Source organism: Roseococcus suduntuyensis (assembly GCF_014196305.1).
Classification (GTDB): Bacteria; Pseudomonadota; Alphaproteobacteria; order Acetobacterales; family Acetobacteraceae; genus Roseococcus; species Roseococcus suduntuyensis.
The window spans coordinates 133,094-158,664 of sequence record NZ_JACIDJ010000002.1 but is presented as its reverse complement, the minus strand read 5'-3'; the positions used below and the strand labels follow the sequence as shown (position 1 = coordinate 158,664).

24 protein-coding genes are annotated in these 25,571 nt (G+C 70.4%); 3 read left to right on the top strand and 21 right to left on the bottom strand.

Going from position 1 to position 25,571, the window contains the following annotated elements; translation table 11 throughout:
* The 3 genes from GGQ83_RS07205 to GGQ83_RS07195 are packed head-to-tail and all read right to left on the bottom strand — an operon-like array spanning position 1 to position 4,089.
* Positions 1-2,031 (bottom strand): acetate--CoA ligase family protein, encoded by a 2,031-nt coding sequence (locus GGQ83_RS07205; RefSeq protein ID WP_184383114.1) that lies wholly within the window; start codon positions 2,029-2,031, stop codon positions 1-3.
* Entirely contained in the window at positions 2,028-3,179 is a 1,152-nt protein-coding gene (locus GGQ83_RS20290; RefSeq protein ID WP_184383113.1) for an acyl-CoA dehydrogenase family protein, read from the bottom strand. The genes GGQ83_RS07205 and GGQ83_RS20290 overlap by 4 nt, the downstream gene beginning before the upstream one ends.
* Position 3,180: 1 nt before the next feature.
* Positions 3,181-4,089: an SDR family NAD(P)-dependent oxidoreductase gene (locus GGQ83_RS07195; protein ID WP_184383112.1), complete on the bottom strand. Its 909-nt coding sequence runs from the start codon at positions 4,087-4,089 to the stop codon at positions 3,181-3,183.
* A gap of 143 nt (positions 4,090-4,232) precedes the next feature.
* Here GGQ83_RS07195 and GGQ83_RS07190 point away from each other — a divergent pair, with 143 nt between their 5' ends.
* Positions 4,233-5,054, top strand: a complete 822-nt coding sequence (locus GGQ83_RS07190; protein ID WP_184383111.1) for a sulfite exporter TauE/SafE family protein — start codon at positions 4,233-4,235, stop codon at positions 5,052-5,054.
* Here the strand turns inward: GGQ83_RS07190 and GGQ83_RS07185 are convergent, their stop codons facing one another.
* From GGQ83_RS07185 to GGQ83_RS07150, 8 genes are read right to left on the bottom strand one after another with little or no spacing between them, the layout of a single operon-like run.
* Positions 5,055-5,423, bottom strand: a complete 369-nt coding sequence (locus GGQ83_RS07185; RefSeq protein WP_184383110.1) for a HesB/IscA family protein — start codon at positions 5,421-5,423, stop codon at positions 5,055-5,057. It lies immediately after the preceding gene.
* Positions 5,424-5,439: 16 nt separating this feature from the next.
* Entirely contained in the window at positions 5,440-5,820 is a 381-nt protein-coding gene (locus GGQ83_RS07180) for an SUF system Fe-S cluster assembly protein (protein ID WP_184383109.1), read from the bottom strand.
* Entirely contained in the window at positions 5,792-6,259 is a 468-nt protein-coding gene (gene sufU / locus GGQ83_RS07175) for a Fe-S cluster assembly sulfur transfer protein SufU (RefSeq protein ID WP_184383108.1), read from the bottom strand. The genes GGQ83_RS07180 and sufU overlap by 29 nt, the downstream gene beginning before the upstream one ends.
* Entirely contained in the window at positions 6,256-7,500 is a 1,245-nt protein-coding gene (locus GGQ83_RS07170) for an aminotransferase class V-fold PLP-dependent enzyme (protein WP_184383107.1), read from the bottom strand. The genes sufU and GGQ83_RS07170 overlap by 4 nt, the downstream gene beginning before the upstream one ends.
* Entirely contained in the window at positions 7,500-8,774 is a 1,275-nt protein-coding gene (gene sufD / locus GGQ83_RS07165; RefSeq protein ID WP_184383106.1) for a Fe-S cluster assembly protein SufD, read from the bottom strand. The genes GGQ83_RS07170 and sufD overlap by 1 nt, the downstream gene beginning before the upstream one ends.
* Positions 8,771-9,511 carry a Fe-S cluster assembly ATPase SufC gene (gene sufC, locus GGQ83_RS07160; RefSeq protein WP_184383105.1) on the bottom strand — a complete coding sequence of 247 codons (741 nt, stop codon included), beginning with the start codon at positions 9,509-9,511 and terminating at the stop codon, positions 8,771-8,773. The genes sufD and sufC overlap by 4 nt, the downstream gene beginning before the upstream one ends.
* Positions 9,512-9,513: 2 nt before the next feature.
* A complete protein-coding gene (gene sufB / locus GGQ83_RS07155; RefSeq protein ID WP_184383104.1) occupies positions 9,514-10,968 on the bottom strand; it encodes a Fe-S cluster assembly protein SufB in 1,455 nt (484 codons plus the stop codon).
* Between the two features lie 9 nt (positions 10,969-10,977).
* Positions 10,978-11,424 (bottom strand): SUF system Fe-S cluster assembly regulator, encoded by a 447-nt coding sequence (locus GGQ83_RS07150; RefSeq protein ID WP_184383103.1) that lies wholly within the window; start codon positions 11,422-11,424, stop codon positions 10,978-10,980.
* 152 nt (positions 11,425-11,576) lie between these two features.
* On the opposite strand from GGQ83_RS07150, the gene GGQ83_RS07145 reads away from it, so the two are divergent.
* Positions 11,577-12,458, top strand: coding sequence for an alpha/beta fold hydrolase (locus GGQ83_RS07145; RefSeq protein WP_184383102.1), 882 nt, complete (start codon positions 11,577-11,579; stop codon positions 12,456-12,458).
* Positions 12,459-12,696: 238 nt separating this feature from the next.
* On the opposite strand, the gene GGQ83_RS07140 is transcribed toward GGQ83_RS07145, so the two are convergent.
* Positions 12,697-13,320, bottom strand: coding sequence for a DsbA family oxidoreductase (locus tag GGQ83_RS07140; protein ID WP_184383101.1), 624 nt, complete (start codon positions 13,318-13,320; stop codon positions 12,697-12,699).
* Between the two features lie 109 nt (positions 13,321-13,429).
* Between GGQ83_RS07140 and GGQ83_RS20285 the strand changes: the two genes are divergently transcribed.
* Complete coding sequence (locus GGQ83_RS20285; RefSeq protein WP_184383100.1) at positions 13,430-14,377, top strand: Gfo/Idh/MocA family protein; 948 nt, start codon at positions 13,430-13,432, stop codon at positions 14,375-14,377.
* Positions 14,378-14,383: 6 nt separating this feature from the next.
* Here the strand turns inward: GGQ83_RS20285 and GGQ83_RS07130 are convergent, their stop codons facing one another.
* The 9 genes from GGQ83_RS07130 to GGQ83_RS07090 are packed head-to-tail and all read right to left on the bottom strand — an operon-like array spanning position 14,384 to position 25,538.
* On the bottom strand, positions 14,384-16,042 hold the full coding sequence (locus GGQ83_RS07130) for a Na/Pi cotransporter family protein (protein WP_184383099.1): 1,659 nt from the start codon (positions 16,040-16,042) through the stop codon (positions 14,384-14,386).
* A gap of 55 nt (positions 16,043-16,097) precedes the next feature.
* Positions 16,098-17,240: a benzoate/H(+) symporter BenE family transporter gene (locus tag GGQ83_RS07125; RefSeq protein WP_184383098.1), complete on the bottom strand. Its 1,143-nt coding sequence runs from the start codon at positions 17,238-17,240 to the stop codon at positions 16,098-16,100.
* On the bottom strand, positions 17,240-19,516 hold the full coding sequence (locus tag GGQ83_RS07120; protein WP_184383097.1) for a penicillin acylase family protein: 2,277 nt from the start codon (positions 19,514-19,516) through the stop codon (positions 17,240-17,242). Before GGQ83_RS07120 ends, GGQ83_RS07125 begins: the two co-directional genes overlap by 1 nt.
* Positions 19,517-19,520: 4 nt before the next feature.
* Positions 19,521-20,495 (bottom strand): Bug family tripartite tricarboxylate transporter substrate binding protein, encoded by a 975-nt coding sequence (locus GGQ83_RS07115; RefSeq protein WP_184383096.1) that lies wholly within the window; start codon positions 20,493-20,495, stop codon positions 19,521-19,523.
* Positions 20,496-20,499: 4 nt separating this feature from the next.
* Positions 20,500-20,889 carry a cupin domain-containing protein gene (locus tag GGQ83_RS07110; RefSeq protein ID WP_184383095.1) on the bottom strand — a complete coding sequence of 130 codons (390 nt, stop codon included), beginning with the start codon at positions 20,887-20,889 and terminating at the stop codon, positions 20,500-20,502.
* A gap of 55 nt (positions 20,890-20,944) precedes the next feature.
* Positions 20,945-22,153 carry a M20/M25/M40 family metallo-hydrolase gene (locus GGQ83_RS07105; RefSeq protein WP_184383094.1) on the bottom strand — a complete coding sequence of 403 codons (1,209 nt, stop codon included), beginning with the start codon at positions 22,151-22,153 and terminating at the stop codon, positions 20,945-20,947.
* Complete coding sequence (locus GGQ83_RS07100; RefSeq protein WP_184383093.1) at positions 22,150-23,541, bottom strand: amidohydrolase family protein; 1,392 nt, start codon at positions 23,539-23,541, stop codon at positions 22,150-22,152. The genes GGQ83_RS07105 and GGQ83_RS07100 overlap by 4 nt, the downstream gene beginning before the upstream one ends.
* Positions 23,542-23,544: 3 nt before the next feature.
* Positions 23,545-24,510 carry a D-2-hydroxyacid dehydrogenase gene (locus tag GGQ83_RS07095; protein WP_184383092.1) on the bottom strand — a complete coding sequence of 322 codons (966 nt, stop codon included), beginning with the start codon at positions 24,508-24,510 and terminating at the stop codon, positions 23,545-23,547.
* Complete coding sequence (locus tag GGQ83_RS07090) at positions 24,507-25,538, bottom strand: alpha/beta hydrolase (RefSeq protein WP_184383091.1); 1,032 nt, start codon at positions 25,536-25,538, stop codon at positions 24,507-24,509. The genes GGQ83_RS07095 and GGQ83_RS07090 overlap by 4 nt, the downstream gene beginning before the upstream one ends.
* Positions 25,539-25,571: the final 33 nt, after the last annotated feature.

Genomic DNA, 25,571 nt, shown 5'->3' with positions numbered 1-25,571 from the left:
TTAGCTCCTCACGATCCAGGCATCGGCGACGGTGACGCCACTCTCGTGCACCATCAGCGGATTGATCTCCGCCTCCGCGATGCCGTCCAGCGCGGCCAGGCGGGAGACGGCGACGATGGCCTGCGCCAGCGCCTCCACATCGCCGCGCGGCAAACCACGCCAGCCCTCGATCACGCGCAGCGCCCGCACCTCGGCGATCATGCCGCGCGCCTCGTCGAGGTGCAGCGGTGCCAGGCGGAGCGCCACGTCGCGGTGCAGTTCGGCCAGCACCCCGCCGGCGCCCAGCAGCACCACGGGCCCCACCTCCGGGTCGCGGCGGAAGCCCAGGATGACCTCGGCCAGCCCCTTGGCCATGGGCTGCGCCAGGAAGCCCGTGATCCGCGCCTGCGGTGCCGCCTTCTCCACGCGCGCGCGCATGTTGATCATGGCCGAACGCAGCGCTGCCTCGTCGGCGATGTTGAGCGCGACGCCGCCCACCTCGGTCTTGTGCGCCAGGTCGGGCGAGAGGATCTTCAGCGCCACCGGATAGCGCAGCCCTTCGGGCGGTGTGTCGGTGAAGCGGGCGTATTCGGTGGCGAGACCAAGGGCCGCGAAGACATCGCGCGCATCGGCCTCGTCCGGCCGTTCGGACAATGCCACTTCGGGCGCGGCCATGTGCGGGGCCGCGAGCGGTGCCCGCCAGTCGAGGAAGGCGCGCATCGCGTCCGCGAGGCTTTCCGGCGTGCGGAAGGCAGGAATGCCGGCCTCGGCCAGCAGCCGCAGCGAGGCATCGGCCTGGGGCACGAGAAAGGCGGCCACGGGCTTCGCATCGCCCACCGCGTCCCGCCCGCGCACGATGCCGGCCACGGCATCATGCGGCCGGAACTGCGCGGAGGAGCCGATGACGGGCACCACCACATCCGTGTCCCGCGCGGCGGCGAGCGCCACGATGGCGGCCTCCACCCGGTCGGGCTTGGTGCCGGCCAGCGTCATGTCCAGCAGGCGGCCATGTGGGTGCATGTCCACCGCATGCAGCTTGGCCGTGGCGTGTGCGTCGGGGATGCGCGCCTCGATGCCGGCCACGCCCAGCGCGTCCACCGCCATGGCGCCGCCGCCGCCCGTCGTGGTCATCACCGAGACGGCGCGGTGCGTGGACACATGCGGCTTGCGCCCCAGGACCAGCGCGGGAAGCTCCAGAAAGCTCTCCAGCATGGTGGCGCGCAGGATGCCATGAGCACGGAAGAAGGCCTCGGCCGCCATGTCGCTGCCGGCCAGGGCGCCAGTGTGGCTGGTGGCCAGCTCCGCCCCATAGGGCGAGCGGCCGAGCTTGTAGGCGATGATGGGTTTTCCCGCGCGGTGCGCTTTCCAGGCGGCGTGCGCGTAGTGCTGCGGCTGGCGGATGGCCTCCAGGAAGAGCATCACCCCGTCCACGCCGGGCTCGTCCACCAGCATGGCGGCGATTTCGCCGGCGGTCAGGTCGGCCTCGTTGCCGGTGGCGATGAGGTGCGAGAAGCCCATGCCCCGCGCCGCGCCGCGCCCCATGATGGCGCCGAGCATGGAACCCGACTGGCTGACCAAGGCGAGGCGCCCGGCGGGCAGCGTCTCGGCCTCCAGCGCCGCGTTCACGCTGGCGGCGATGCGGGCGGGGATGTTGATGATGCCCATGGAGTTGGGGCCGAGCAGGCGCAGCCCCGCGGCCTTTGCCGCGTCCAGGCAGCGGTCCTGCAGGGCCTGGCCTTCCGGGCCTGCTTCCGCGAAGCCATCGGCCAGGATGCAGGCCACCTTCGCGCCCTTGGCGGCGACGGCGGCAATCTGCGCTTCCACCTGCTGCGTGCCGAGCAGGATATAGGCGAAGTCGATCTCGCCGGGGATGTCTTCCACGCGCGCGAAGGCGGGTTCGCCTAGGATCTCGCTGGCGCGAGGATTCACTGGGAAAAGCTCGCCCTGATAGCCGTGGCGGCGCAGGTAGATCTGCGCCCGCGCCGTCAGGCGGGCGGGGTCGCCGGAGGCGCCCACCAGCGCGATCCGGCGAGGCTCCAGCAGTTCCTTCACTTCGGGGGCCTTTGGGAAAAGGTCTGCCCGAACACACCCTCGGCGATGCGGTTCTTCATCACCTCCAGGCTGCCGCCCGCGATCATCCAGCCGCGGGTGCGGCGCACGCAGTATTCGATCAGCAAATCCTTCGAATAGCCGGTGCCGCCCATCACCTGCATGGATTCATTGGAGGCCATCCAACCCGCCTGGTTGCAGGCATATTTGGCGATGGCCACCTCCTGCGCGTCCGGAAGGCCGCGCCCCGCATTCACCGCCGCGCGGTAGAGCAGCAGCCGCGCGGCATCGAGCGCCACGCGCATCTCGGCGAACTTCCAGTGCAGGCCCTGGAATTCCATCAGCGGTCGGCCGAACTGCTTGCGCGTCATGGCGTGGTCGCGCGCCGCGGTGAAGCAGTATTCGCCCAGCGCCAGCGCGCGCGTCGTATTGCCCACGCGCTCCACATTGAAGCCGCCGATCTGCTTCTTGAAGCCGCCGGGGCCCAGCAGCACCATCTCAGGCGGGATGTAGACATTGTCGAAGTAGAGGGCGCACCACTCCTCGTCATTCATGTAGAGGCTGGGCTGGCCGAGGCTGAACCCTTCCATGCCGCGCTCGACGAGAACGCTGCCGATGCCACCCACGCCAGGCCCGAAGCGGCAATAGATGACGAAGACATTGGCCTCCGCGCTGTTCGTGGTGAAGACCTTCTGGCCGTTCAGCCGGAAGCCCTCGCCATCAGGCGTGCAATGCGTCTTGAGGTCGGTGAGTGCCGAACCCGCGTCGGGCTCGGTCATGCCCACGGCCGCCACCGCTTCACCGGCCAGCAGGGGCTTGAAGAACCGCTCCTTCTGGTAGGGGCTCGCATATTCCGCGAAGGTGCGGAAGGCGCCGAAATTGCCGGCCTGCAGCACATCCGCGCTGCGCGGGCAGACCTGCGCGATCTGCTCCATGGCGAGCACCGCGTCGAAGACGGTGCCGCCGGCCCCGCCATCCTCCTCGGGCAGCATGATGCCGAACAAGCCTTGTTCGGCCATCAGCTTCGCGACATCCCACGGAAAGCCCACCGTGTGGGCGCGTTCCACCGCGCCCTTGGCGAGGTGGCGCTCGGCGAAGCCGCGCACCACCTCCTGGAAGGCCTTCTGCTCCTCGTTGAGCTCGAAGTTCACGTCACACGGGGTCCCAGCTGAACACGTCGCCCGAGCGCTCCATCGGCACGAAGTTCGCACGGAAGGCGGGCAGCGCGACTTCCGCGATCTTCTCGGGCGTCCAGCCGCTTTCGCTGTGGACCGAGCGGATGGGGCGGTTCTGGCTGAACAGGAACAGTTCATGCATGCGCGGGGCGAAGATCTGGCCCGTCACTTCCTTCGCCGCGTCCGAGGCCAGGAACACCGCCAGCGGCGCGTTCTTCTCCGGGCCCATCCGCATGATGCGCTCCACGCGCGCCTTCTGCTCCGGCGTCTCCGCGGGGATGGAGCTGGTCATGCGCGACCAGGCAAAGGGGGCGAGGCAGTTCGAGCGGACATTGTAGCGCTTCATGTCCAGCGCGATGGACTTCGACAGCGCCACGATGCCGAGCTTGGCCGCCGAATAATTGGCCTGGCCGAAATTGCCGATCAGCCCCGAGGTCGAGGTGATGTGGACGAAGCTGCCGCTTTCCTGCTTGCGGAAATGCTCGGCCGCGGCGCGGCTCATGAAGAAGCTGCCGTTCAGGTGGACGTTGATGACCGACAGCCACTCCTCCGGCGTCATCCGGTGGAAGATCTGGTCGCGCAGGATGCCGGCGTTGTTCACCACGATGTCCACGCGGCCAAAGGCATCAATGGCGGTCTGGACGATCTTCTTCGCGTTCTCCCATTCGGAGACGCTGTCGGTGTTGATGACGGCCTGGCCGCCCTTCTGCTCGATGATGGCCTTGGTCTGCTCGGCCGGGCTGGTCGAGAAGCCCTCGCCGCCCAGCGAGGCGCCGATGTCGTTGATGACGACCTTCGCACCCGCTTCGGCCATGGCGACCGCGATCTCGCGCCCGATACCCCCGCCGGAGCCCGTGACGATCGCAACCTTGTCCTTGAGCATCATATGGCCATTCCTCCTGCCTGTGTTCGCGCGGAGGCTAGAACGCCATGCGCCACGCGGGAAGGTGGGGGCCGCGCCTTGCGCTATGCGACGGGTGTCGGGAAGGTTACAGGACCGGCGCGAACACAACCTGCCGGGGGCGCGCGATGTATGATGTGGGGTGGCTGTTGGCGCTTGCGGCGGCCATGGTGGCGACGGGCGTCGTCTCCGGCACGCTGGCGGGGCTGTTGGGCGTGGGCGGCGGCATCGTCATCGTGCCGCTGCTGTTCAACGTCTTTCCCTTCTTCGACATACCGGACGCCATCCAGATGAAGCTGGCGGTGGGCACCTCGCTCGCCACCATCATCCCCACCTCCATCGTCTCGGCGCGCAAGCACCGCGCCACGGGAGCGATGGACGAGACGCTGCTGCGCTCCATCTGGCTGCCGATGATGCTGGGTGTCGCCATCGGCACGGCACTTGCCGTGCATGTGCGCGGCGAGGGACTGACGGCCGTATTCGCCATGGTTGCCCTGCTGGTGGCACTGAACATGGGCTTCACGGGGGTGGATTTCCGCGTGGCCGACAAGATGCCTGAAGGCCCGCCGCGCGCCGCGCTGGGCATGGGCATCGGCAGCGTGAGCGCGATGATGGGAATTGGCGGCGGCACGCTGGGCGTGCCCATCCTGTCCATGTTCGGCCACCCCATTCGCGCGGCGGTGGCCACTTCCAGCGTCTTCGGCCTGATCATCTCGGTGCCAGCCACCATCGGCTTCATCTGGGGCGGCTGGAATGATCCGAACCTGCCGCCCTGGTCGCTCGGCTATGTCAGCCTGATCGGCTTCGCGCTGATCGTGCCCAGCTCCATCATCGCCACGCCATGGGGCGTGAAGCTGGCCCACACCATCAAGCCGCTGTGGCTGAAGCGGGCCTTCGGGCTGTTCCTGGCGATCACCAGCCTCAGGATGTTCTACAGCCTCTTCACCTGATCAGACGTGGAAGCTCTCGCCGCAGCCGCAGCGGCCCTTCTCGTTCGGGTTCACGAAGACGAAGCCGGCGCTCATCGGCTTCACCTCGTAGTCCATGGTGGTGCCGAGGAGGTAGAGGGTGGCCTTGCGGTCCACCAGGATGGTGATGCCCTTGTCGGTCACGCGCTCATCGCCCGGTCCCTGGCTTTCCACGAAGCTCAGGTCATAGGCCATGCCGGAGCAGCCCTTCGTCTTCACGCCGATGCGCAGCAGCTTGCCGGCTTCCGCCTTGTCGTAGAGGCGGCGCAGGCGCTCGGCAGCCGCCTCCGAGAGGGACATCAGGGGCGGCAATTCCCGCTTCATGCGCGGGGCTTCGGTGGTGGTGCTCATGACGGCACTCCCTTCATCAGAACATGTTCAGCGCGAGGCGCGCATCCTCGCTCATCCGCGACTGGTCCCAGGGCGGGTCCCACACGATCTCGACCTGGCAATCGGTGACGCCGGGCATCTGGCGGATGGCCTCGTCGGCCATGGATGGCAACTCCTGCGCCGAGGGGCAGGAGGGGGTGGTGAGCGTCATCTCCACCTTCACGCGCCCGCCCTCCTCCAGCTCGATCGCGTAGACGAGGCCGAGCTCGTAGATATCCACCGGGATCTCGGGGTCGAAGACGGTCTTCAGCGCCTCGATGACGCCTTCTTCCGTCACGGCCGGCAGGGTTTCGCCCTCCGGGGTCCAGCTTCCGTGGCTGGCGGCCTGGTCATTCACTGCTCGCCTCCTTCGATCCATCCAGCGCGGCGTCGAGCGCGTGCCACGCGAGCGTGGCGCACTTCACCCGGCTGGGAAATTCATGCACGCCCGACAGGGCGGACAGCCGTTCCAACGCCGGTGTGCTGCCATCGCGCACACCGGTTTTCGCCATCTCGCGCAGGCGGGCGGCCATGGCGCGGGCCTCGCCCGTCGTCAGGCCTGGCACCAGCTCCGTCAGCAGCGAGGCGCTGGCCTGGCTGATGGCGCAACCCCGGCCCAGGAAGCTGGCCTTGCTGATATGGCCATCCTCCAGCGCCAGGAACAGCTCCACCCGGTCGCCGCACATCGGGTTGTCGCCGCGGGCGGAGGCGTCGAACACCTCCATCCGGAAATGGTTCCGGGGCTTGCGGCCATGGTCGAGGATGACCTCCTGGTAGAGGTCCCGCAATTCCTCGAACCCGGCCGCCTGCGCCGTCATGCGAAGAACTTCCGCGCGGCGACCAGCGCCTCGGCGAGCGCGTCGATTTCCTCGGGCGTGGTGTAGAGGCCGAAGGAGGCACGGGAGGTGCCACCCTCCAGCCCGAAGCGCGCATGCAGTGGCTCGGCGCAATGGCGCCCGGCCCGCACGCAGATGCCGCGCCGGTCCAGGAAGGTGGACAGGTCATGCGGGTGCGCCACGTCCAGCGAGAAGGCGAAGACGCCGCCCCGGTCCTGCGCCGCGCCCAGCAGCGTCAACCCCGGCACCTGGGCGAGGGTGGCGGAGGCATGCTCGACCAGCGCGCGCTCATGCGCCTCGATGGCCTCCATGCCGATCGCGTTCACGTACTCGATGGCCGCCAGCAGACCCGCCGCTTCGATGATGGCGGGCGTGCCGGGTTCGAATCGCGCGGGCGGCGCGGCCCAGGTGGAGTGTTCGAGCGTGACGGTCTCGATCATGTCGCCGCCGCCCTGGAAGGGGGGCATGGCGTCGAGCAATTCGCGCTTGCCATAGAGCACACCGATCCCCGTGGGCCCGTAGAGCTTGTGGCCGGTGAAGGCGTAGAAATCGGCGTCGATGGCGCGCACATCCACGGCGCGATGCACCGCGGCCTGGCTGCCGTCGAACATCACCCGCGCCCCGGCCTCATGCGCCATCCGCGCGATGCGCGCAGCGGGCGTCACGGTGCCCAGCACGTTGGACATGTGCGTGACGGAAACGAGCCCCACATCGCCCTGCGCGAGGTGCCGGGCGTAGTCGTCCAGGTCCAGTTCCCCCGCATCGGTCACGCGGATGAAGCGCAGCCCGATGCCCAGGCCCGCATCGCGCAGCATCTGCCAGGGCACCAGGTTCGCGTGGTGCTCCATCTCCGAGACCAGCACCACCTGCCCACGCTTCAGCAGCGCGCGGCCGAAGCTGTGGGCGACGAGGTTGAAGGCCTCGGTGGAGTTGCGGGTGAAGACGATTTCCTCGGGCGTCGCAGCACCCAGGAAACGCTGCGCCGCCTCGCGCGCCGCCTCGAAATTGGCGGTGGCGACCTCGCTCAGGTGATAGGCGCCGCGATGGACATTGGCATAGGCCGTCTCCATGCAGCGCGTCATCGCCTCGATCACGGCGCGCGGCTTCTGGGCCGAGGCGCCGCTGTCGAGAAACACCAGTGGCCTGCCGCGCACCTGCGTGCCCAGGATCGGGAAATCCTGGCGAATGCGCGCCACGTCCAGCCGGGCGGGGATGGCGTCCATCACACCGCTTCTTTCTGCCACCAGCCGGAGATGGCCTCGGACAGCGCTTCCTGGGCCAGGGGGTTGGTCACGCCCTCAATGGCCTCGGTCAGGAAGGCCTCAACCAGCATGGCGCGCGCGGTGTCAGCCGGGATGCCGCGGGCACGCAGATAGAAGAGCTGCGCCTCGTCCAGCGCGCCCACCGTGGCGCCATGGCTGCACTTCACGTCGTCGGCGTAGATTTCCAGCTGCGGCTTGGCGTTGATCTCGGCATCGTCCGAGAGCAGCAGCGCCTGGTTCATCTGGTAACCATCGGTGCGCTGCGCCGCCTGGCGCACCAGGATCTTGCCCTGGAAGACGCCGCGCGAACGCCCGGCCAGCACGGTCTTGTAGGTCTGCCGGCTGGCGCAGTCGGGGGCGGCGTGGTCGAGGAAGGTGGTGGTGTCCGCGTGCTGGCCCTCGGCCACCAGCTGCGCGCCATTCATGTGGCAGGCGGCCTTGGGGCCCTGCAGCGCCACATGGATCTCGTTGCGCACCAAGCGCCCGCCGGCATTGAGCGTGAAGTTGTCATAGGTGCCGCCCGCCTGCACCGTGGCCAGCACGGTGGAGAGCTGGAACCCCGCGCGGCCCTCACGCTGGATGCGGATGTGGCTGAGCGTGGCACCCTCCGCCACCGCGATCTCATAGACCGGGTTGTGCAGGTAGGTGGCCTCGGCCTCGCCGATGCTGGTGTCGATCAGCGTGAGCCTGGCGCCCTCGCCGAGGCGGATCAGGTGGCGCGGATGGAAGGCGATGGCGCGGCCGGCATGGGTCGCGAAGGAGAGCAGTTCCATCTCCCCCGCATCCACGCCCGCCGGCACGTCCAGCACCAGCCCATCCTCGAAGAGCATGGTGTTCAGGGCCACGATCGGCAGGGTCTGCGCCAGCGCGCCCAACCGGCCTTGGGTGGCGTCGAGCGCCTCGGCCAGGGGTGCGGCACCCGCCGACAATTGCGACAGCGCGGGCGCGAAGCGGCCATCCACGAAGACGGCGCGATGCGCGGCGCGCGCGGGCGGCAGGGCAGGGGCCTCGTCGGCCAGCGTCAGCGCCTCGGTGAAGCCGAGCTGCGCGAGCACGCCCAGATCCGTGTAGTGCCAGGCCTCGATGCGCCGGCCGGGCAGGCCCTGGGCGCGGAAGCTCTCGGCCGCTTCGGCGCGCAGCTTCGCCACCCAGGGCGTGCGCCCGCCAGGCAGGCGTTCGCGCAGCCCCTCGAAGCGGCCGAGGAAGGCCGCCGCACCGGTCACCATGGTGTTCATGCCGCCACCTTCGCGTAGCCCTCCGCCTCCAGCTCCAGGGCGAGTTCGGGGCCACCGGTCTTCACGATGCGCCCGCCCATCAGCACATGCACGCGGTCGGGCGTGATGTGGTCCAACAGGCGCTGGTAGTGGGTGATGACGAGCGCCGAGAAATCCGGGCCGCGCATGGCGTTCACGCCATCGGCCACGATCTTGAGCGCGTCGATGTCCAGGCCGCTGTCCGTCTCGTCGAGGATGGCGAGCTTGGGCTCCAGCAGCGCCATCTGCAGCACCTCGTTGCGCTTCTTCTCGCCGCCGGAGAAGCCCACGTTCACATTGCGCTTGAGCATGTCCTCGCTCATCTGCAGCGCCTTGATCTTGGCGCGCGAGAGCTTGAGGAACTGCATGGCGTCCACCTCCGCCTCGCCGCGGGCACGACGGAGGGCGTTCAGCGCGGTGCGGAGGAAGTTGGCGTTGCCCACGCCGGGCAGTTCCACCGGATACTGGAAGGCCAGGAAGACGCCGGCGGCCGCGCGTTCCTCAGGCTCCATCGCCAACAGGTCAATGCCGTTGAAGGTGGCGCTGCCGCCCGTGATCTCATAGCCCTCGCGCCCCGAGAGCACATAGGACAGGGTGGACTTGCCCGAGCCGTTCGGGCCCATGATGGCATGCACCTCGCCCGCCGGCACCTCCAGCGTGATGCCCTTCAGGATCTGCTTGCCGTCGATTTCGGCGGTCAGGTTCTCGATCTTCAACATGGTCAGCCAACGCTCCCTTCGAGCGAAATCGCGAGCAGCTTCTGCGCTTCCACCGCGAATTCCATGGGCAGTTCCTTCAGCACCTCGCGGCAGAAGCCGTTCACGATGAGGCCCACCGCCTCTTCCTGGTTCAGCCCGCGGGCACGGCAGTAGAACAGCTGATCCTCGGCGATGCGGCTGGTGGTGGCCTCATGCTCGATCTTCGCCGTGGCGCAGCGGTTCTCGATGTAGGGCACAGTGTGGGCGCCGCACTGGTCGCCGATGAGCAGCGAGTCGCACTGCGTGAAGTTGCGGGCACCCGTCGCCTTGGGGCTGATCTTCACCAGGCCCCGATAGGTGTTCTGCCCGCGCCCCGCGCTGATGCCCTTGGAGACGATGGTGGACTTCGTGTTCTTGCCGATGTGCCACATCTTCGTGCCGGTGTCGGCCTGCTGGCGGTTATTGGTGATGGCGACCGAGTAGAACTCGCCCACGCTGTCATCGCCCTGCAGGATGCAGGAGGGATACTTCCAGGTGATGGCCGAGCCCGTCTCCACCTGCGTCCACGAAATCTTGGACCGCGCGCCACGGCAGGCGCCGCGCTTGGTCACGAAGTTGTAGATGCCGCCCTTGCCCTCGGCGTCGCCGGGGTACCAGTTCTGCACGGTGGAATACTTGATGGTGGCATCGTCCATCGCCACCAGCTCGACCACCGCCGCGTGCATCTGGTTCTCGTCGCGTTGCGGCGCCGTGCAGCCTTCCAGGTAGCTGACATGGCTGCCGGCTTCCGCGATGATCAGCGTGCGCTCGAACTGGCCGGTGTTCTGGGCATTGATGCGGAAATAGGTGGACAGCTCCATCGGGCAGCGCACGCCCTTGGGGATGTAGACGAAGCTGCCATCGGTGAAGACCGCGCTGTTCAGGCAGGCGAAGTAGTTGTCGCCCTGCGGCACCACGCTGCCGAGGTATTGCTTCACCAGCTCCGGGTGCGTGTGCACCGCCTCGCTGATCGAGCAGAAGATGATGCCCTCCTTGCCCAGCCGCTCCTTGTAGGAGGTGGCGACGGAGACGCTGTCGAACACCGCATCCACCGCGATGCCCTGCAACCGCTCCTGCTCGCGCAGCGGGATGCCCAGCTTCTCGTAGGTGCGCAGCAGTTCCGGGTCCACCTCGTCGAGCGACTTCGGCACCACCTTGTTCTTGGGCGCGGCGTAGTAGTAGGCGTCCTGGTAGTCGAACTTGGGGTAGGAGACGGCGGCCCAGTCGGGCTCCTCCATCTTCAGCCACATGGCATAGGCCTTCAGCCGCCATTCCAGCAGCCATTCCGGCTCACCCTTCTTGGCGGAGATGAAGCGGACGATGTCCTCGTTCAGCCCCTTGGGGGCGAACTCCATCTCGATCTTGGTCTCGAAGCCGAACTTGTAGCCGCCTTCCTGGGCGGACTGGACGGTCTCGATGGTCTCTGCGACGGCGGGCATGGGGTGCTCCTACTCGGCAGCCAGGCGGAAATCGGCCTCGGCGGGGGACAACGCGTGCCCCGCCAGCTCGGCCACGGAAATCTTCTCGAGCGCATCGCGGATCGCAGTGTTCACCGGGTCCCAACGGCCGCGCACGGGGCAGAGATGCTCGCTCTCGCAAAGCCCCGACCCGCCATCCACGCAGGCGGTCAGCGCGATGGGGCCGTCGAAGGCCACGATCACTTCGGTCAGCTTGATTTCAGGCAGGGGCTTGGACAGGCGGTAGCCGCCGCGCGCGCCGCGCAGCCCTTCCACCACCCCGGCCTGGGCCAGGGTCTTCAACACCTTGGCCACCGTGGGTTCAGGAAGGCCGGTGCGGTGCGCGAGGCCCGGGGCGCTTTGCAAGGCGGTGGCTTCCTCGCCCATGCGGGCCAGGACCACGACCGCGTAATCCGTCAGTCTGGAGAGCCTGAGCACGGCGGTATCCTTCTGCTCGAGCTTAAATAGGACCAAACCAGTCCCATTTCCAGGGGGGTTCACGCGCAACCCTGCATATTTCATCGGCAGTGTCGCGTCTGGACCTCTCCTTAGGCCCGCCGCATCCTCGCTGGCAACAGCAGGAGAAGCCCATGCCCCATGTCATGACCGATGATGGTGTCGCGCTCCATTACGTCGAGGCCGGAAGCGGCACCCCCATCGTCTTCGTCCATGAATTCGCCGGCGATGCGCGCAGCTGGGAACCGCAGATCCGCTACTTTTCGCGCCGCTACCGCTGCATCGCCTACCACGCGCGCGGCTATCCGCCCTCGGACGTGCCGACCGATCCGCGCGCCTATTCGCAGGACCGCGCCACCGACGACATCGCGGCCGTGATCCAGGGGCTGGGCCTTGGCCCCGCGCATGTGGTGGGCCTCTCCATGGGTGCCTTCGCGGCGCTGCACCTTGGCCTGCGCCACCCGCACCTGGCCCGCAGCCTGACCGCGGCCGGGGTGGGCTATGGCGCCTCGCCCGACAAGCGCGCACAGTTCCAGGCCGAGATCGATGCCTCGGTGGCGAAGCTGCGCGCCGGCGGCATGGCCGAGTTCGGCCGCATCTACGCCCATGGCCCGACGCGCCTCATCTTCGAGGAAAAGGACCCGCGCGGCTTCGCCGAGTTCGAGGCACAGATGTGCGAACATTCCACCGAGGGCTCCGCGCTGACCATGCTGGGCTGCCAGCGCGAACGCCCCTCGCTGTTCGACCTGGAAGCCGGCTTCCGCAGGATGACGGTGCCCACCTTCATCATCGCCGGCGACGAGGACGACCCCACCCTGGAGCCCGCCCTCTACCTCAAGCGCACCATCTCCACCTCGGCGCTGCTGGTCATGCCCAAATGCGGGCATACGATGAACCTGGAAGACCCTGGCGCCTTCAACAGCGCGCTGCAGGACTTCATCACGACCGTGGACGCCAATGCCTGGCGCCCCCGCATCCCCGCCAGCATCAGCGGCGGGATCATCGCGCAGCGGTAGCGAAGGGGGACTGGCACTCGGGGGGACGCCGTCCCCCCGAACCCCCCTGCCAGGGGCCCAGGCCCCTGGGACGCCGTTTCATGGGGTTGGAGAGGGAGGGGCGTCGCGGGTGAGACCTTGTCACGCGCGCACCAGGCCCCTCCCTCTCCAACCCCATCACACTGAGAGGTTTCCAAAGGCCCCCGGCCTTTGGCGGGAGGGTCCGGGAGGGCAGCGCCCTCCCGGGACACAGCGCCCCCTACGCCACCCGCTGGGTGAAGACGTCCGCCATCCGGTCGGCCGGCCAAGCGCCGCTGAACATCACGCGGCCGTCCAGGGCGAAGCTCGGCACGCCGGAGATGCCGATGCGGCGGAATTGGGCGTCTTCGGCGCGGACCTCCGCGTCCTCGGCGCCGGAGGCGAGGAATTCGGCCGCGCCTTCGAGGCCGACGCCCGTGGCCAGGGCGACGAGGGTGGCGTCGTCGCCGATGTCCTGCCCGTCGTGGAAATAGGCCTGGAACAGGGCCTCGACCATGGCGTCCTGGCGCGGCCCGGCCGCCCGGCGGATCAGGCGGTGGGCCTTGATGGTGTTGGGGGTGCGGAGCATGCGGTCATGGCGGAATTCGAGGCCCACGGCGCGCCCGGCCTCGGCCACGCGTGCATCGGCCTCCCGCGAGCGTTCGAGGCTGCCGAACTTGGCCGCGCGGTAGCTGGCGCGCTCGACGCCCTCGAAGGGCATGTCGGGGTTGAGCTGGTAGGGGCGCCAATACACGGCGAACCCCCCGCCGAGCTGGGCCAGCGCGGCTTCCAACTGCCGCTTGCCGATCCAGCACCAGGGGCAGATCGCGTCCGAGATCACGTCGATGCGGCGGGCCTGTTCCATGAAACGCTTCCCCGTTGCGGCGGCGCCCCGATTGCGCCATTGCCGGTCCGTCGTTGTTCTGCGGGCTGGATCGTGCCCGCGCAAGCCGGAATAGGCGAGGATCTCCCCCATGCAGCTTTCCATCATCGGCCTTGGCATCATGGGCGAGCGCCTGTTGCGCGCGGCGCTGGACCATGGCGGCACGCGCGTCGTGGGCGTTTGGGACCCTTCGCCCGCGGCGGCCGCGCGGCTTGCGTCCATCACGGGGGACGTCGCCATGCTGGAGAGCGCGGAGGCGGCGATCGGGGCGGCGGACGCGGTCTATGTCGCCTCGCCGCCCGCCTCGCACATCGCCCTTGGGCAGGCGGTGCTGGGGGCGGGGCGTTCCCTCTTCCTGGAGAAGCCGCTGGCCTCCGACGTGGCGGCGGCGCGCGCCTTCGTGTCGGCGGCTTCGGGGCAGCGGGCGGCGGTGAACTTCCCCATGGCCTCCTCGCCGGCCGTGGCGCAGCTGCGCGCCTGGTTGCCGGAGGTGGGCGAGATCCGGTCCATCTCCATCAAGGTCGCCTTCGCCGCCTGGCCGCGTGCCTGGCAGGCGGCCGCCGCCTCCTGGCTCGCGCTGCGCGCCGAGGGCGGCTTCACGCGCGAAGTGGTCTCGCATTTCCTCTTCCTCGCGCAGCGCCTGGGCGGTGGGCTGCGGCTGGAGCAGGCGCACGCCGAATTCCCCGGCGGCGAGGCCTGCGAGACGGCCATCACCGCGCGCCTGATGGCTGGGGACGTGCCGGTGACGCTGGAAGGTTCGGTCGGCACCGTGGCGGCGGAGGACCACAATCTTTTCGTCGTCACGGGCACCAAGGGTGCGCTGCGCCTGCGCGACTGGTCCTTCGCCGAGCGCCAGGGCGCCGATGGCGGCTGGCACGCGGCACCCGACGCCCTGCCCAACCCGCAGATGCGGCCGCTGACCCTGTCGCGCCAGCTCGACAAGCTGGCCGCGCTGACGCGGGGCGAGGGTGTGGACCTCGCCACGCTGGAGGAGGCGCTGGCGGTGCAGGAGGTGGTGGAGGCGATCCTGGCGGCGTAGCCCGCCTCAATTGCCGGGCAGCAGGCGGCTGGGCAACAGCACGCCATGCTGCTCCAGCACCGGGTGCGCCACGCTGGCCAGATGGGCCGAGACGCGGCGCAGGTCGCGCACGCAGTCCAGCACGAAGCTTGGCGCCGCGCCGCCCGCGCTGGCCGGCGCGCCACCTGCCGCGACCACCCGTGCGGCCGCCGCGCGTTCGGTTTCGCGCAGCCTCTCCTTGGCCGCGACCAGCCGCCGTGCCGCGTCGAGATCATCCGAAAGGAAGACCGTGACCGCCAGCGTCAGTTGCGCGCCCAGCGCGGCATGGACGTTGTCCAGCATGCCCTGGCCCTCGCGCGCCAGTTCCAGCGCCCGGCGCTGGCGCTTGGCGGCGTGCTGCGCCAGGTCGCGCGCCAGCACATCGGCCGCCTGCTCCAGGGCGATCACGAAGCCCTGGATGCGCCGGGCGCGGCCGGCTTCCTCGTCGCTCAGCGCCTCGGCGGGCAGCGCCGCGAGGTAGGCGTGGATGGCGCGGTGCAGCCCGTCCACCGTGTCGTCCATGCGCGCGACGGGTTTTCCTGCCCCCCGGTCCTCGGTGGCGAAGCCATGGGCGGAGGCGGCCAGCATGTCCTTCAGCACATCGGCCACCCGCAGCGCCTCGCGCGTCGCGTGGGCCAGCGCGACGGAGGGGGTGCCGAGCGCCCCGCGGTCGAGGTAGCGGGGTGCCGCGGGGTCGGCCTCGGGCGGGGGCGGGGGCAGCAGCCGCGCCAGCAGCCAGGCTTGCGGGCGCAGCAGGGGCAGCGCCGCCAGCGCCGTCATCAGGTTGAAGGCGAGGTGTGCGTTGGCGACCAGCCGCACCGGGTCGGGGTCCAGCGCCGCCATCAGTGCGGTGAAGCTTGGCAGCAAGGCCAATGCCACGGCGCAGCCCAGGGCCCGGTTCATCAGGTTGCCCAGCGGCAGGCGCAGCCGCGGCGGCCCCCCCGTGCCGCCCTGCGCCTGCAGCAGCGGGTTCAGCGCCGTGCCGAGATTGGCGCCGAGCACCATGGCCACCGCCGCCTCGGGTTGCAGGCTGCCGCCGCCCGCCAGCGCCGCGACGAAGAGCACGCCGGCCACCGAGGAATGCGCCGCCCAGGCCAGGATGGCCGCCATCAGCACCAGGAACAGGGGCATGTCCGCCAGCACCGCCAGCACCTCGCGCAGCCCCGCCGAGCGTTCGACGGGGGCGAGTGTGGCGCCCAGCAGCGCCAGCGCCAGCAGCATCAGCCCCAGCCCGATGGCGACCCGCGCGAGGTCGCGCGTGCGGGTGCGGCCCGCGCGCCGGAAGGCGACGACGCCCGCCAGGATCAGGAGCGGCGACAGCCAGGCCATGTCGAAGGAGAGGGCCTGCACCAGCAGCGCCGTGCCCAGGTTGGCTCCCAGCATGGCCGCCAGCGCCGGCGCCAGGCCCACCAGCCCGGCGGCGGCGAAGGAGCCCACCATCAGCGCGGTGGCGGTGCTGCTTTGCAAGATGGCGGTCACGCCGAGCCCCGCCAGCACCGCCCGCCAGGGCCGGCCCAGCGCGGCGCCCAGGATGGACTGCAGCCGCCCGCCATAGGCGCGCTGGATGCCGGACTGCACCATGTGCAGCCCCCAGAGGAGAAGGGCTGCCTCGCCGGCGAGCTGAAGGAGGAAGCGGAATTCGTTCACGGTGGTGAACGAGGCTTACGCCATTCCGGTTGAAGATGACAGTTTGATGACAGGCTTAATCTCGCGGCCGCAACAGCCACCACAGCGCACCGCCCGCCACCAGCCCCCAGAAGGCAGCGCCCACGCCCCCCACGGTCAACCCCGAGGCGCTGACCACGAAGGTGGTGATGGCCGGCACCCGGGCTGACTCGCGCGCCAGCGCGGTGGCCAGCGCGCCGGCCAGCGAACCCAGCAGGGCCAACCCCGCCACGGCCTGGATGAGCAACGGCGGGGCCGCCGCCACGATCACCGCCGCCATGCCGGACAGCACGGCGAAGCCCAGGTAGCCCCCGCTTGCCACCGCGCCGGCCACCCAGCGGCGACGCGCATCGGGGTGGGATTCCGGCCCCGCGCAGAGGGCAGCCGTGATGGCGGCGAGGTTCACCAGCTGCCCGCCCGCGAAGCCGCCCGCGAAGCTGCCCAGCCCCGTGGCCACGAAGATGGGACGCACCGCCGGCCGATACCCGTTGGCGTGCAGCACCGCGAGGCCCGGCAGGTTCTGTGACGCCATCGTGACCAGGAAGAGCGGCAGCGCGATGCCGGCCAGCGTGCCCCATTCCAGCCGTGGCGCCACGAATTCCAGCACGGGTGGCGTGAAGCCCGAGGCCCCCGGCAGGCCCGGCCCCAGCAGCAGCACCGCCACCGCGACCAGCACCGCGACCGGCACGGCCCAGAGCCGGTTGAGCCGCAGCATCACCGCCCAGGCCAGCACCACCGGCAGGGCGAGCCAGGGGATTTCCCCCACCGCCCGCACCGGCGCGAGGCAGAGGTCCAGCAGCACGCCGGCCAGCATCGCCGCCGCCAGCGGGGCGGGAATGCGCTCCACGGCCTGGGCGAAGGGTCGCCACAGCCCCGCCATCACCACCAGCGCCGAAGCCACCAGGAAGGCGCCCACCGCGGCCGGAAACCCGCCCTCCGGCATGGCCGAGCCCGCCAGCAGCGCCGCCCCCGGCGTGGACCAGGCGATGCTGATGGGCAAGCGCCACCAGACCGAGAAGGCCAGCCCCAGCCCCCCCATCAGCAGGCACAGCACCACCAGGCCGGAGGCCGCCTGGGCCGGCGTCGCCCCCATGGCGGCGAAGCCCGCCAACACGACGGCGAAGGAGGAGGAGAAGCCGACAAAGGAAGCCAGCAGCCCCAGCGTGACCGGTTGCAGCATCAGGGTGTCAGGCGCAGGTGGCCGGTGGTGGTGGTGGGCTCGCGCGTCAGGCGCAGGGTCTCGCCCGCCTGCCAGCGTTCCAGCAGGTCACCCCAATGGCGCGAGAGCGGGTGGCCCGATTGCCCGGTGCCGATGATGACCTCGGTGGCGTCGGCGTCCGACAGGTCCACCGCGATCCGCAACCCCGCGCCATGCACGGCCGCGAAGGGGTCGGACCCGGCCATGCGGAAGCTCTGGCGCTGCACCGTATGGCCATCGCCGCCCACGGGCGCGGCCAGGCCCGTCAGCCGGTTCAGCACGGGCACGAAGCGCAGCAGCGGGTGGTCGAACCGGGCCTGATGCGCTTGGCCCCAGCGCCATTGCGCGGGCTCGGGGCCGAAGCGGGCCACGAGGTCACGCACCGCCTCCGCCATGGCCAGCGCCGCCATGGCCCGGCAATCCCCGCCGCACCACCATTCGCCGCGCGGGTCCGTCAGCAGGAAGCGCAGGAATTCCGCGCTGGTGGGGGCATCGGGCGCGCCCGCCTGGGCCACCGCGAGGCGCGGCATGTGCTGCGAGAAGGCCGCCCAGATCAGCGGTTCCGGCCGGGCAGGGTCCATGTCGCCATCCCAGCCCGCCAGCAGGGCCTGCGCCGCACCTACCGCACCCGAGCCGCGGGGCAGGGTGTTCAGGAAGGGCAGGGCCTCGCGCGCCGGCAGGGAGAGCGTGTCCATCTGTACCGCCGCGAAGCCCGCCAGCGTGAAGCGTGCGCCGGGCGAGAGCAGTTCATGGATGCGGCGGAAGCGCCAGTCGCCATACCAGTCGCGGCCGAGGAAGGCGGGGTGGCCCTCCGGGCTGACGCGGTTGTTGGCGTTGACCAGCAGGCCGCTGCCCGGGCTCTCCACATGCGGCAGCTCGTCGAAGGGGATGAAGCCCTGCCAGGGCGCGGTGCCGGGGAAGGCGCCATCGCCCTCGGTGCGGAGGGGCGTGCGGCCGGTGAGATACATGGCGATGCCGCCATCGCGCGCCGCCACCATCAGGTTCTGCGGCGGCGAGGTGATGCGCGCGGCGGCATCACGTGCGCCGGCGAGGTCCCTGGCCATGGCCAAGCGCCGCAGTCCATCCGCCGCCGTGTCGCCAGGCTCCAGGTTCGCCATTCGCACCGCCAGCACCTGGCCATCGGTGCGCGGCGTCTCGTCCAGGTCGGAGAGCACGGGGCCGTTCCCGGTCTCGCGCACCTCGAAGGTGACGGGTTCGCGCCCGCGCACGCGGATGGTCTCGGTCCGCACCACGCGGGCGGCGGATTCCGGCTCGATATAGACGTCCTGCGTGTCGGAATGGGTGGTGGTGAAGCCCCAGGCGAGGTCGTTCGTGCGGCCGAACACCAGGAAGGGCACGCCGGGCGAGGTGGCGCCGGCGCGCAGGCCGCCATCGGCAAGCTCCACGCGCACCAGGTACCACAGCACGGGCGCGCCATAGCCCAGATGCGGGTCCGCTGCGAGCAAGGGCGCCGTGCCGCCCGCGCGCGGCCCCGCCACCGCCCAGGCATTGGAGGCCGAGTTGGGCAGTGGCGCGTCCTCGCCAAAGACCGGGATCGCGGCCAGCACGCGGTCGAGCTGCGGCAGCGCCGCGAGATCAGGCCGCCCCGCGCTGCCATCCAGCGGCCAGAGGTCCCACAGCCGCTCCGCCGGCAGGAGGGTGGCGAGGCGCGCGCGCTCCATCTCCACGCGGAAATTGTTGGAAAGCCAGAGGCCCATCACCTTGGCCCAGAGCAGGGAATGCCGCGGTTCCCAGGGCTCCGGCGCGCCGAGCAGCAGGAATTCCGGCGCGGCGAAGCGGCCGCGCGCCGCGATCCAGGCGTTCACGCCGGCGGCGTAGGCCTCCAGCATGTGGCGCGTCGCGGGTTCCAGCCCCGCGAGGTCCGCCTCGGCCCGCTGCGCGAGGCCCAGCACGCGCGAGAAGCGGTCGAGCCGCAGCGCGGCGCCACCCGCGATCTCGGAAAGCCGCCCCTCCGCCCCGCGCCGCATCGTCTCCATCTGGAAGAGGCGGTCGCGGGCATGGAGGTAGCCCAGCGCCATGGTCGCGTCGCGCTCGGTGGCGGCACGGATGCGCGGGATGCCATGCGCGTCGAAGCTGACCTCGACCGGCGCGGAAAGGCCGGGCAGGGCGAGGCTTTCGTCACGCGGCGGCAGCGTCCACCAGACGAGGCCCAGCGCCAGCGCCGGCACCGCCAGCACCAGCAGCAACAGGCCCAGCAGCGCGCCGCGCCAGAGGGAAGGGCGGCGGCGCCGCCTCATGGTCTCATTCGGGCTCGATCCCGGCCGAGCGGATCATCTCGCCCCAGGCGGCGATCTGCGCCACGATGAAGCGGCCGAGCTCCTCGGGCGTGGAGGTGAGGCCCTCGAAGCGCGCCTGCGCCAGGCGCTCGCGATACTCGGGCTTGGCGCCCAGCCGCTGCATGGCCGAACCGAGCGTGGCCGTCACCTCGGGCGGCAGGCGGGCGGGGCCCAGCAGGGCCGCCCAACTCAGCATCTCGAAGCCGGTCATGCCGCCTTCGGCGAGCGTGGGCACGTCGGGGGCAAGGCGCGAACGCTGGCTGGAGGTCACGCCCAGCGCGCGCAGCCGTCCTTCGGTGACATGCGCGATGGAGGGGGCGAAATCCACCACCATGCAGTTCACGCGGTTGGTCAGCAGATCGGTCAGCGCGGGCGGCACGGAGCGGTAGGGGACATGCGTCATCTCCACCCCCGCATGCTTGGCCACGGCCGCACCGCCCACGATGCCCGAGCCATTGCCCGAGGCGTAGGTGATGCGCCCCGGATTGGCGCGCACATGGGCGATGAATTCCGACAGGGTGCGGGCCGGGATGTCGGGGTGCACCACCAGCCAGAAGGCGTAGTTGCCCAGGCGCGAGATGGGGGTGAAGTCCGCGATCGGGTCATAGTCCAGCCGGCGCAGCAGCCAGGGATTGGCGGCGTGCGGCGTGTTGGTGGTCACCAAAAGGGTATGCCCGTCAGGCTGGGCGCGGGCCACGGCCATGGCGGCGATGGTGCCATTGGCGCCGGCGCGGTTCTCCACGGTGATGGTGGCGCCATCCATCTCGGCCGAGAGCATCTGGGCCAGGATGCGCGTGACGGCATCCGTGCCCGAGCCGGCACCGAAGGGCACGACCAGCGTGATGGGGCGCGAAGGCCGCCAGCCGCCTTGGGCGATGGCGGGTGCAGACAGCGCAGGCAGGGCGAGCGAGGCGCCCAGCAACGTGCGGCGTTGGAACATGACGTTATCCTCCATGGGTATTCCGGCGGACCACCTTGTCGGGGTTCTCGCCATAGGGTGGTGCGTAGATGACCAGCACGCGCACCGGCGTGTCGCCAATCACCTGGAACAGGTGCTCGGCATCGGCGGGGAAGAAGCAGGCATCGCCCGGCCCCATCTCGCCCTCCTCGCCATTGCAGGCGACGCGGGCGCGGCCTTCCAGCAGGTAGCAGATCTGCTCCAGGCCCGGATGGGCATGCGGCAGGGCCGAGCCGCCGGGTTGCAAGGTGCCGTGCAGCATTTCCACCTGCCGCGCGCCCACCGTCTCGGGGCCGATCAGCCGGTGGTTGACGGTGCCGTGGTGGTTGGCGGGCGAATAGGGCGTGACGTCGCCCATGCGGACGATGAGGGTCATGCCGCCCCCGATCGCCGGAGGGCGCGAGCCTGGAGGCGTGAATCGGTGGCGAACATCATGCCACCTCCATTTCCGCCACCGCCAGGATGGTGGCGAGGCTCGCGCGCATGCCGCGCAGCGATCCCTCGATCTCCACGTCGATCCATTCCTCCAGCGAATGCGCGCGACCCCCGCGCCCGCCGGAGCCGATACGAAGCGCCGGGATGCCCAGGCTCATCGGGATGTTCGCGTCGGTCGAAGACCATTCGAAGGAAGGGCTGTAGCCCTCCGCCGCCACCGCCGCCGCCGCCAGCCGCGCGATAGGCGCGCCATTGGGCGTGTGGCCCGCGGGCCGGTCGCCCACGGGGGTGATCTCCACGCGGATGGTGCCCTCGCGCGCCATGTTCTCGGCAGCGACCGCGCCTTCGACGCCGGCCAGGAAGCCGCGTTCCAGCTTGGCGAGTTCGTCGGCGGAGGCGGAGCGGAGATCCACCTCCATCGTCACCGTCTCCGGGATGGCGTTGATGGAGGTGCCGCCCGAGACCACGCTGACGCAATGCGTCGTGACCGGTTCGCGCGGCACGCGGATGGCGGCCAGGCTGCGTGCGGCCTCGGCCATGGCATACATCGGGTTCACCATGCCGAAGGCGGCATAGCTGTGCCCGCCGGGGCCACGGAAGGTCACCCGGAAGCGGCGCGAGCCGATGCCGCCGGTGACGATGCGCTCCACCTCCGGGCTGTCCACCGTGAGGAATCCGCGGATGCGCTCGCGCCTGGGGTGGGTGGCGAAGAGGTGCCGGATGCCGCGCAGGTCGCCCAGCCCTTCCTCGCCCACATCGCCCACGAACAGGATGTCGTGCCGCGTGCGGATGCCCGCCGCGTCCATGGCGCGCAGGAAGGCGAGGTTCACCGCCAGGCTGCGCGTGTCGTCGCCCACGCCCGGGGCAAACAGCTTCGTGCCCTCGCGCCGCACCCGCACATCGGTGCCGGCGGGGAAGACCGTGTCGAGATGCGCCGCCACCACCAGGATGTCGCCATTTCCGAAGCCGCGGCGCAGGCCCATGACGTTGCCGACCTCGTCCTGCGCCACCTCTTCCAGCCCATGGGCGCGCAGCATGTCGAGATAGGCGGCCGCACGCTTCTCCTCCGCGAAGGGCGGGGCGGGGATCTCCGTCAGCGTGATGATGTCCTGCACCGTGCGGTCATGCTCGGCGCGCAGCACGTCGCAGGCGGCCTGGTAGGCGGCGTGGCCGCGGATGGAGGCGATGGTCTCGTCGGTGGTCACGCGAATTCCCTTTGTGAAGCAAGTGCCGCGGGGATGGCCCCGCGGCGTGCGGCCTCGGCCCAGACGCGCTCGATGGCGGCCGCGCCCCGGCGGATAATGGCGTCCGCATCGCCGCGCACCAGGGCGCCGCCGTGCACCCGGATGTCGCCGGCGGTGACGACGGTATGGACATCGCTGCCGCGCCCATTGGTCAGCAGCGCGCGCAGCGGGTTCCACACCGGCTGGTAGCGCGCGGCGGAGAGGTCGAACATCACCACATCCGCGCGCGAGCCAGGCGTCAGGCGCCCCAGGTCCGGACGCCCCAGCGCGTCGGCGCTGTCGCGCGTCGTGGCCGTCAGCAGCCGTTCGGCGCTGCCGGCACCCGGGTTGGTGGATTGCGTCTTGGCGAGCAGGGCGGCGGCGCGCAGCTCATCCACCATGTCGAGCGTCACGCCATCCGTGCCGATGCCCAGCCGCACGCCGGAATCGAGGAAGCGCGAAATGGGCACCCCCTTGCCGGAACGCGCGAAGCCCAGCGGGCAGCAGGCGATGGTGGCATCGGCGTCCCGCACCATCGCGATCTCCTCGTCGGTGGCGAGGAAACAATGGCCGAGGATCACGCCCGGGCGCAGCAGGCCGCAATCGCGCAGGTGTTCCACGCTGCCCTTGCCATGGGCGGCGCGCACGGCGGCCACCTCCAGCGGGTTCTGCGCGCAATGGACGGAGACGATGGCGCCGAGTTCCCGCGCCGCGCGGTCCACCCGGCGCAGCAGCTCGGGCGAGTTGCTGTCCGGCCCATGCGGCCCGAAGCCCACCGAGGCAAGGCCGTCCGGCCCCTGGTGCCACTTCGCATGCAGCTTCATCACGAAGTCGAAGCTGGCGTCGGAGGCATCTTCACCTTGCCAGACGGGCGTGCCCTCGGGTCCCATGGCGAGGTTGGGCACGGTGAAGGTGTAGGGGCAGGACCAGGTGCGCAGGCCCAGCGCCGTCGCACGCGGCACGAACTCGTGTTGCTGCGGACGCCAGATGTCGAGCATGGCGGTCGTGCCCGTCATCAGGCATTCCAGCAGCGCCATCTCCACCGCGTCGCCGATGGCCTCCGGCTCCATGATCTCGGCCACCAGGTCGCCCAGCGGCATCAGCAGCGAGAAGAGGATGTGCCCAGGCAGGCTGCCCGGCTGGATGTCGTCCGCGAGGCCACGGAACAGCGGCGCCGAGAAGGCGTGGTTGTGCAGGTTGATCAGCCCCGGCGTCAGCAGGCCCTGGGGCAGGGCGATGCGCTCCGCGTCCAGGCTCGGGGCCTCGTTGAGGATGGCCGCGATGCGACCATTCTCGATGACGAAATGCGGGTGCTCCCGCAGCCCGGTCTCGGCGCACCAGGACCAGCGCGGCGAGAGCACCAGCGCCATGGCTCAGGCCACCTGGTTCACGAGCGTCGTCTCGCCGCGCTGGAGGCGGCTGATGTTTTCCATCATCAGGTCCAGCACGTTGATCTCATAGGCGCAGGTCTCGCCGCCGGTGTGCGGCGTCAGGTAGCAATTGGGCAGCGTCCAGAGGGGGGATTCCTCGGGCAGCGGCTCGGCCATCATCACGTCCAGCGCGGCGCCCCGGATGGCGTTGGATTGCAGCGCCGTGATCAGCGCGGGTTCATCCACCACCGCGCCGCGCGCGCAGTTGACGAGGTAGGCGCCGGGCTTCATGGCGGCCAGGGCATCGGCGCCGATCAGGCCGCGCGTGGCGTCCGTCAGCGGGCAGACCAGCACCACGAAATCCGCGCGGGGCAGCAGCGAGGGCAGGGCGGAGGTCGCGTGCACCTCATCGGCGCCCGCCGTGCCGCTGGCCGGATTCTGCCGCACGCCGATGACGTGCATGTCGAAGGCCTTGAGCAGCTTGATCAGCCGCGCGCCGATGCGCCCCGTGCCGACCACGATCGCAGTCTTGCCGGCCAGCTCGTCCTCGCGCTGCGCGAAGTCGCCCTTCATGCCGGAGAAGAACTTCTTGTGCTGGTCGTCGCGCGCGACAAACAGCTTGCGCGTGATGCCCAGCATCAACCCCACCGCGTGCTCGCTGACCGCGTTGGCGTTGGCGCCGGCGGCCGAGGCGAGGCGGATGCCATGCTGCGCGAAAACCGCGCGATCATACTGGTCCGTGCCGGCCGAGAGCGACTGCACGAACTTCAGCCGGGGCGAGAGCGCGGGCAGGGTGTTGCGCCAGAGGCCACTGACCACCAGCACATCCGCCTCGCCGATCCGCGCTTCCAGCTCGGCGAGCGACCGCACCTCGAAATGCGGGAAGGGCGCGCCCCGCTCGGCGAAACGCTCGGCGCAGCGGTAGGCCACATGGGCGAAGCAGATGGTGGGGTTGGTCGGAAATGTCACGCGGATGCCTCTTCGAGAAAGACCTGGACGGCCTGGAACAGAGCGCCCCGGTTGCGCTCCATGAGCATGGTGTGGGTGCCCTCGCCCAGCAGCACCATCCGCCGCCCGGGCGAGGATGTCAGCAACGGCAGAATGGTGAAGGCCATCGAGGGCGGCGTGTCGCGGTCCCATTCGCCCACCACCAGCAGGGTGGGCGCGGTGACGCGGCCGGGCTCCCAGAAGGGGCGGCCCGCCTGCCAGTATTCGCGGCTGTCCTGCAGCACGCCATTGGGCGCGCGAAGCGCGGATGGGGTGCGGCGCAGGCCCTCGGGGTCCGTGGCCCAGGTGACGCCGGCCCAATGTTCGAACCAGCCGCCGGGAATGAGGTTGGCGCGCGCCGCCTGCGGCACGCCGTTCAGCCAGCGTTCGCGCGCCTGCGCCTGGGTGACGAGGCGATAGGCGCCCGGCTGGTCACCGGCCGGGCTCGCGCCCTCGCGCAGCCAGACGGGGGCGTAGAGCACCAGGCGCTCCACCAGCGTGGGGTTGTCGGCGGCGAAGCGGCCCATCAGCGCCGTGCCCCAGGACCAGCCCATGTGGATCAGGCGGGGCACGCCGCGCCGCTCGCGGATGAAGGCGGCGGCGGCGGCGATGTCGGCCACCGCGGTCTCGCCGCGCACCAAGGGCGGGTTGGCTTCGGGCGGCTGGGCCATCTCGGGCGGGCGGGTGCTGCGGCCATAGCCGCGCAGGTCGAGGCACCACACGTCGAAGCCGCGGCCGGCCATGTAGTCCATCCAGGACAGGCCCCCCAGCGGCAGGTCGAAGGAGGTGTGCGCCGGGTAGGTCGCGCCATGCACGAACAGCACGGTGCGGGCGGGCGAGAAGCTGGTGAGGTTCTCCGGCCGCTTGTTGCGCAGGAACAGCTCGATCCCCGCATCGCCGGAGGGGACCATGAACTCCTCGCTCACCAGCGCGGCCTGGGCCGAGGCGGGGCTGGGCAGCAGGAGCGGCGCGGCGAGCATGGGCGCGGCCAGCACGGCACGGCGTTGCATGGAAACCTCCTCGGTTCGTTGGGCCGCAGACTA

What these genes read in the sequence shown, in the direction of transcription:
- GGQ83_RS07100 (WP_184383093.1), bottom strand. Translation starts at nt 23,541, where the DNA reads ATGGCGCTGGTGCTCTCGCCGCGCTGGTCCTGGTGCGCCGAGACCGGG.
- GGQ83_RS07140 (WP_184383101.1), bottom strand. Translation starts at nt 13,320, where the DNA reads ATGGAACAGGCCCGCCGCATCGACGTGATCTCGGACGCGATCTGCCCC.
- GGQ83_RS07185 (WP_184383110.1), bottom strand. Translation starts at nt 5,423, where the DNA reads ATGAGCACCACCACCGAAGCCCCGCGCATGAAGCGGGAATTGCCGCCC.
- GGQ83_RS07125 (WP_184383098.1), bottom strand. Translation starts at nt 17,240, where the DNA reads ATGCTGCAACCGGTCACGCTGGGGCTGCTGGCTTCCTTTGTCGGCTTC.
- GGQ83_RS07195 (WP_184383112.1), bottom strand. Translation starts at nt 4,089, where the DNA reads ATGATGCTCAAGGACAAGGTTGCGATCGTCACGGGCTCCGGCGGGGGT.
- sufD (WP_184383106.1), bottom strand. Translation starts at nt 8,774, where the DNA reads ATGAACACCATGGTGACCGGTGCGGCGGCCTTCCTCGGCCGCTTCGAG.
- GGQ83_RS07090 (WP_184383091.1), bottom strand. Translation starts at nt 25,538, where the DNA reads ATGCAACGCCGTGCCGTGCTGGCCGCGCCCATGCTCGCCGCGCCGCTC.
- GGQ83_RS07145 (WP_184383102.1), top strand. Translation starts at nt 11,577, where the DNA reads ATGCCCCATGTCATGACCGATGATGGTGTCGCGCTCCATTACGTCGAG.
- GGQ83_RS20285 (WP_184383100.1), top strand. Translation starts at nt 13,430, where the DNA reads ATGCAGCTTTCCATCATCGGCCTTGGCATCATGGGCGAGCGCCTGTTG.
- GGQ83_RS07110 (WP_184383095.1), bottom strand. Translation starts at nt 20,889, where the DNA reads ATGACCCTCATCGTCCGCATGGGCGACGTCACGCCCTATTCGCCCGCC.
- GGQ83_RS07180 (WP_184383109.1), bottom strand. Translation starts at nt 5,820, where the DNA reads ATGGATCGAAGGAGGCGAGCAGTGAATGACCAGGCCGCCAGCCACGGA.
- sufB (WP_184383104.1), bottom strand. Translation starts at nt 10,968, where the DNA reads ATGCCCGCCGTCGCAGAGACCATCGAGACCGTCCAGTCCGCCCAGGAA.
- GGQ83_RS07115 (WP_184383096.1), bottom strand. Translation starts at nt 20,495, where the DNA reads ATGTTCCAACGCCGCACGTTGCTGGGCGCCTCGCTCGCCCTGCCTGCG.
- sufC (WP_184383105.1), bottom strand. Translation starts at nt 9,511, where the DNA reads ATGTTGAAGATCGAGAACCTGACCGCCGAAATCGACGGCAAGCAGATC.
- GGQ83_RS07170 (WP_184383107.1), bottom strand. Translation starts at nt 7,500, where the DNA reads ATGGACGCCATCCCCGCCCGGCTGGACGTGGCGCGCATTCGCCAGGAT.
- GGQ83_RS07120 (WP_184383097.1), bottom strand. Translation starts at nt 19,516, where the DNA reads ATGAGGCGGCGCCGCCGCCCTTCCCTCTGGCGCGGCGCGCTGCTGGGC.
- sufU (WP_184383108.1), bottom strand. Translation starts at nt 6,259, where the DNA reads ATGACGGCGCAGGCGGCCGGGTTCGAGGAATTGCGGGACCTCTACCAG.
- GGQ83_RS07190 (WP_184383111.1), top strand. Translation starts at nt 4,233, where the DNA reads ATGTATGATGTGGGGTGGCTGTTGGCGCTTGCGGCGGCCATGGTGGCG.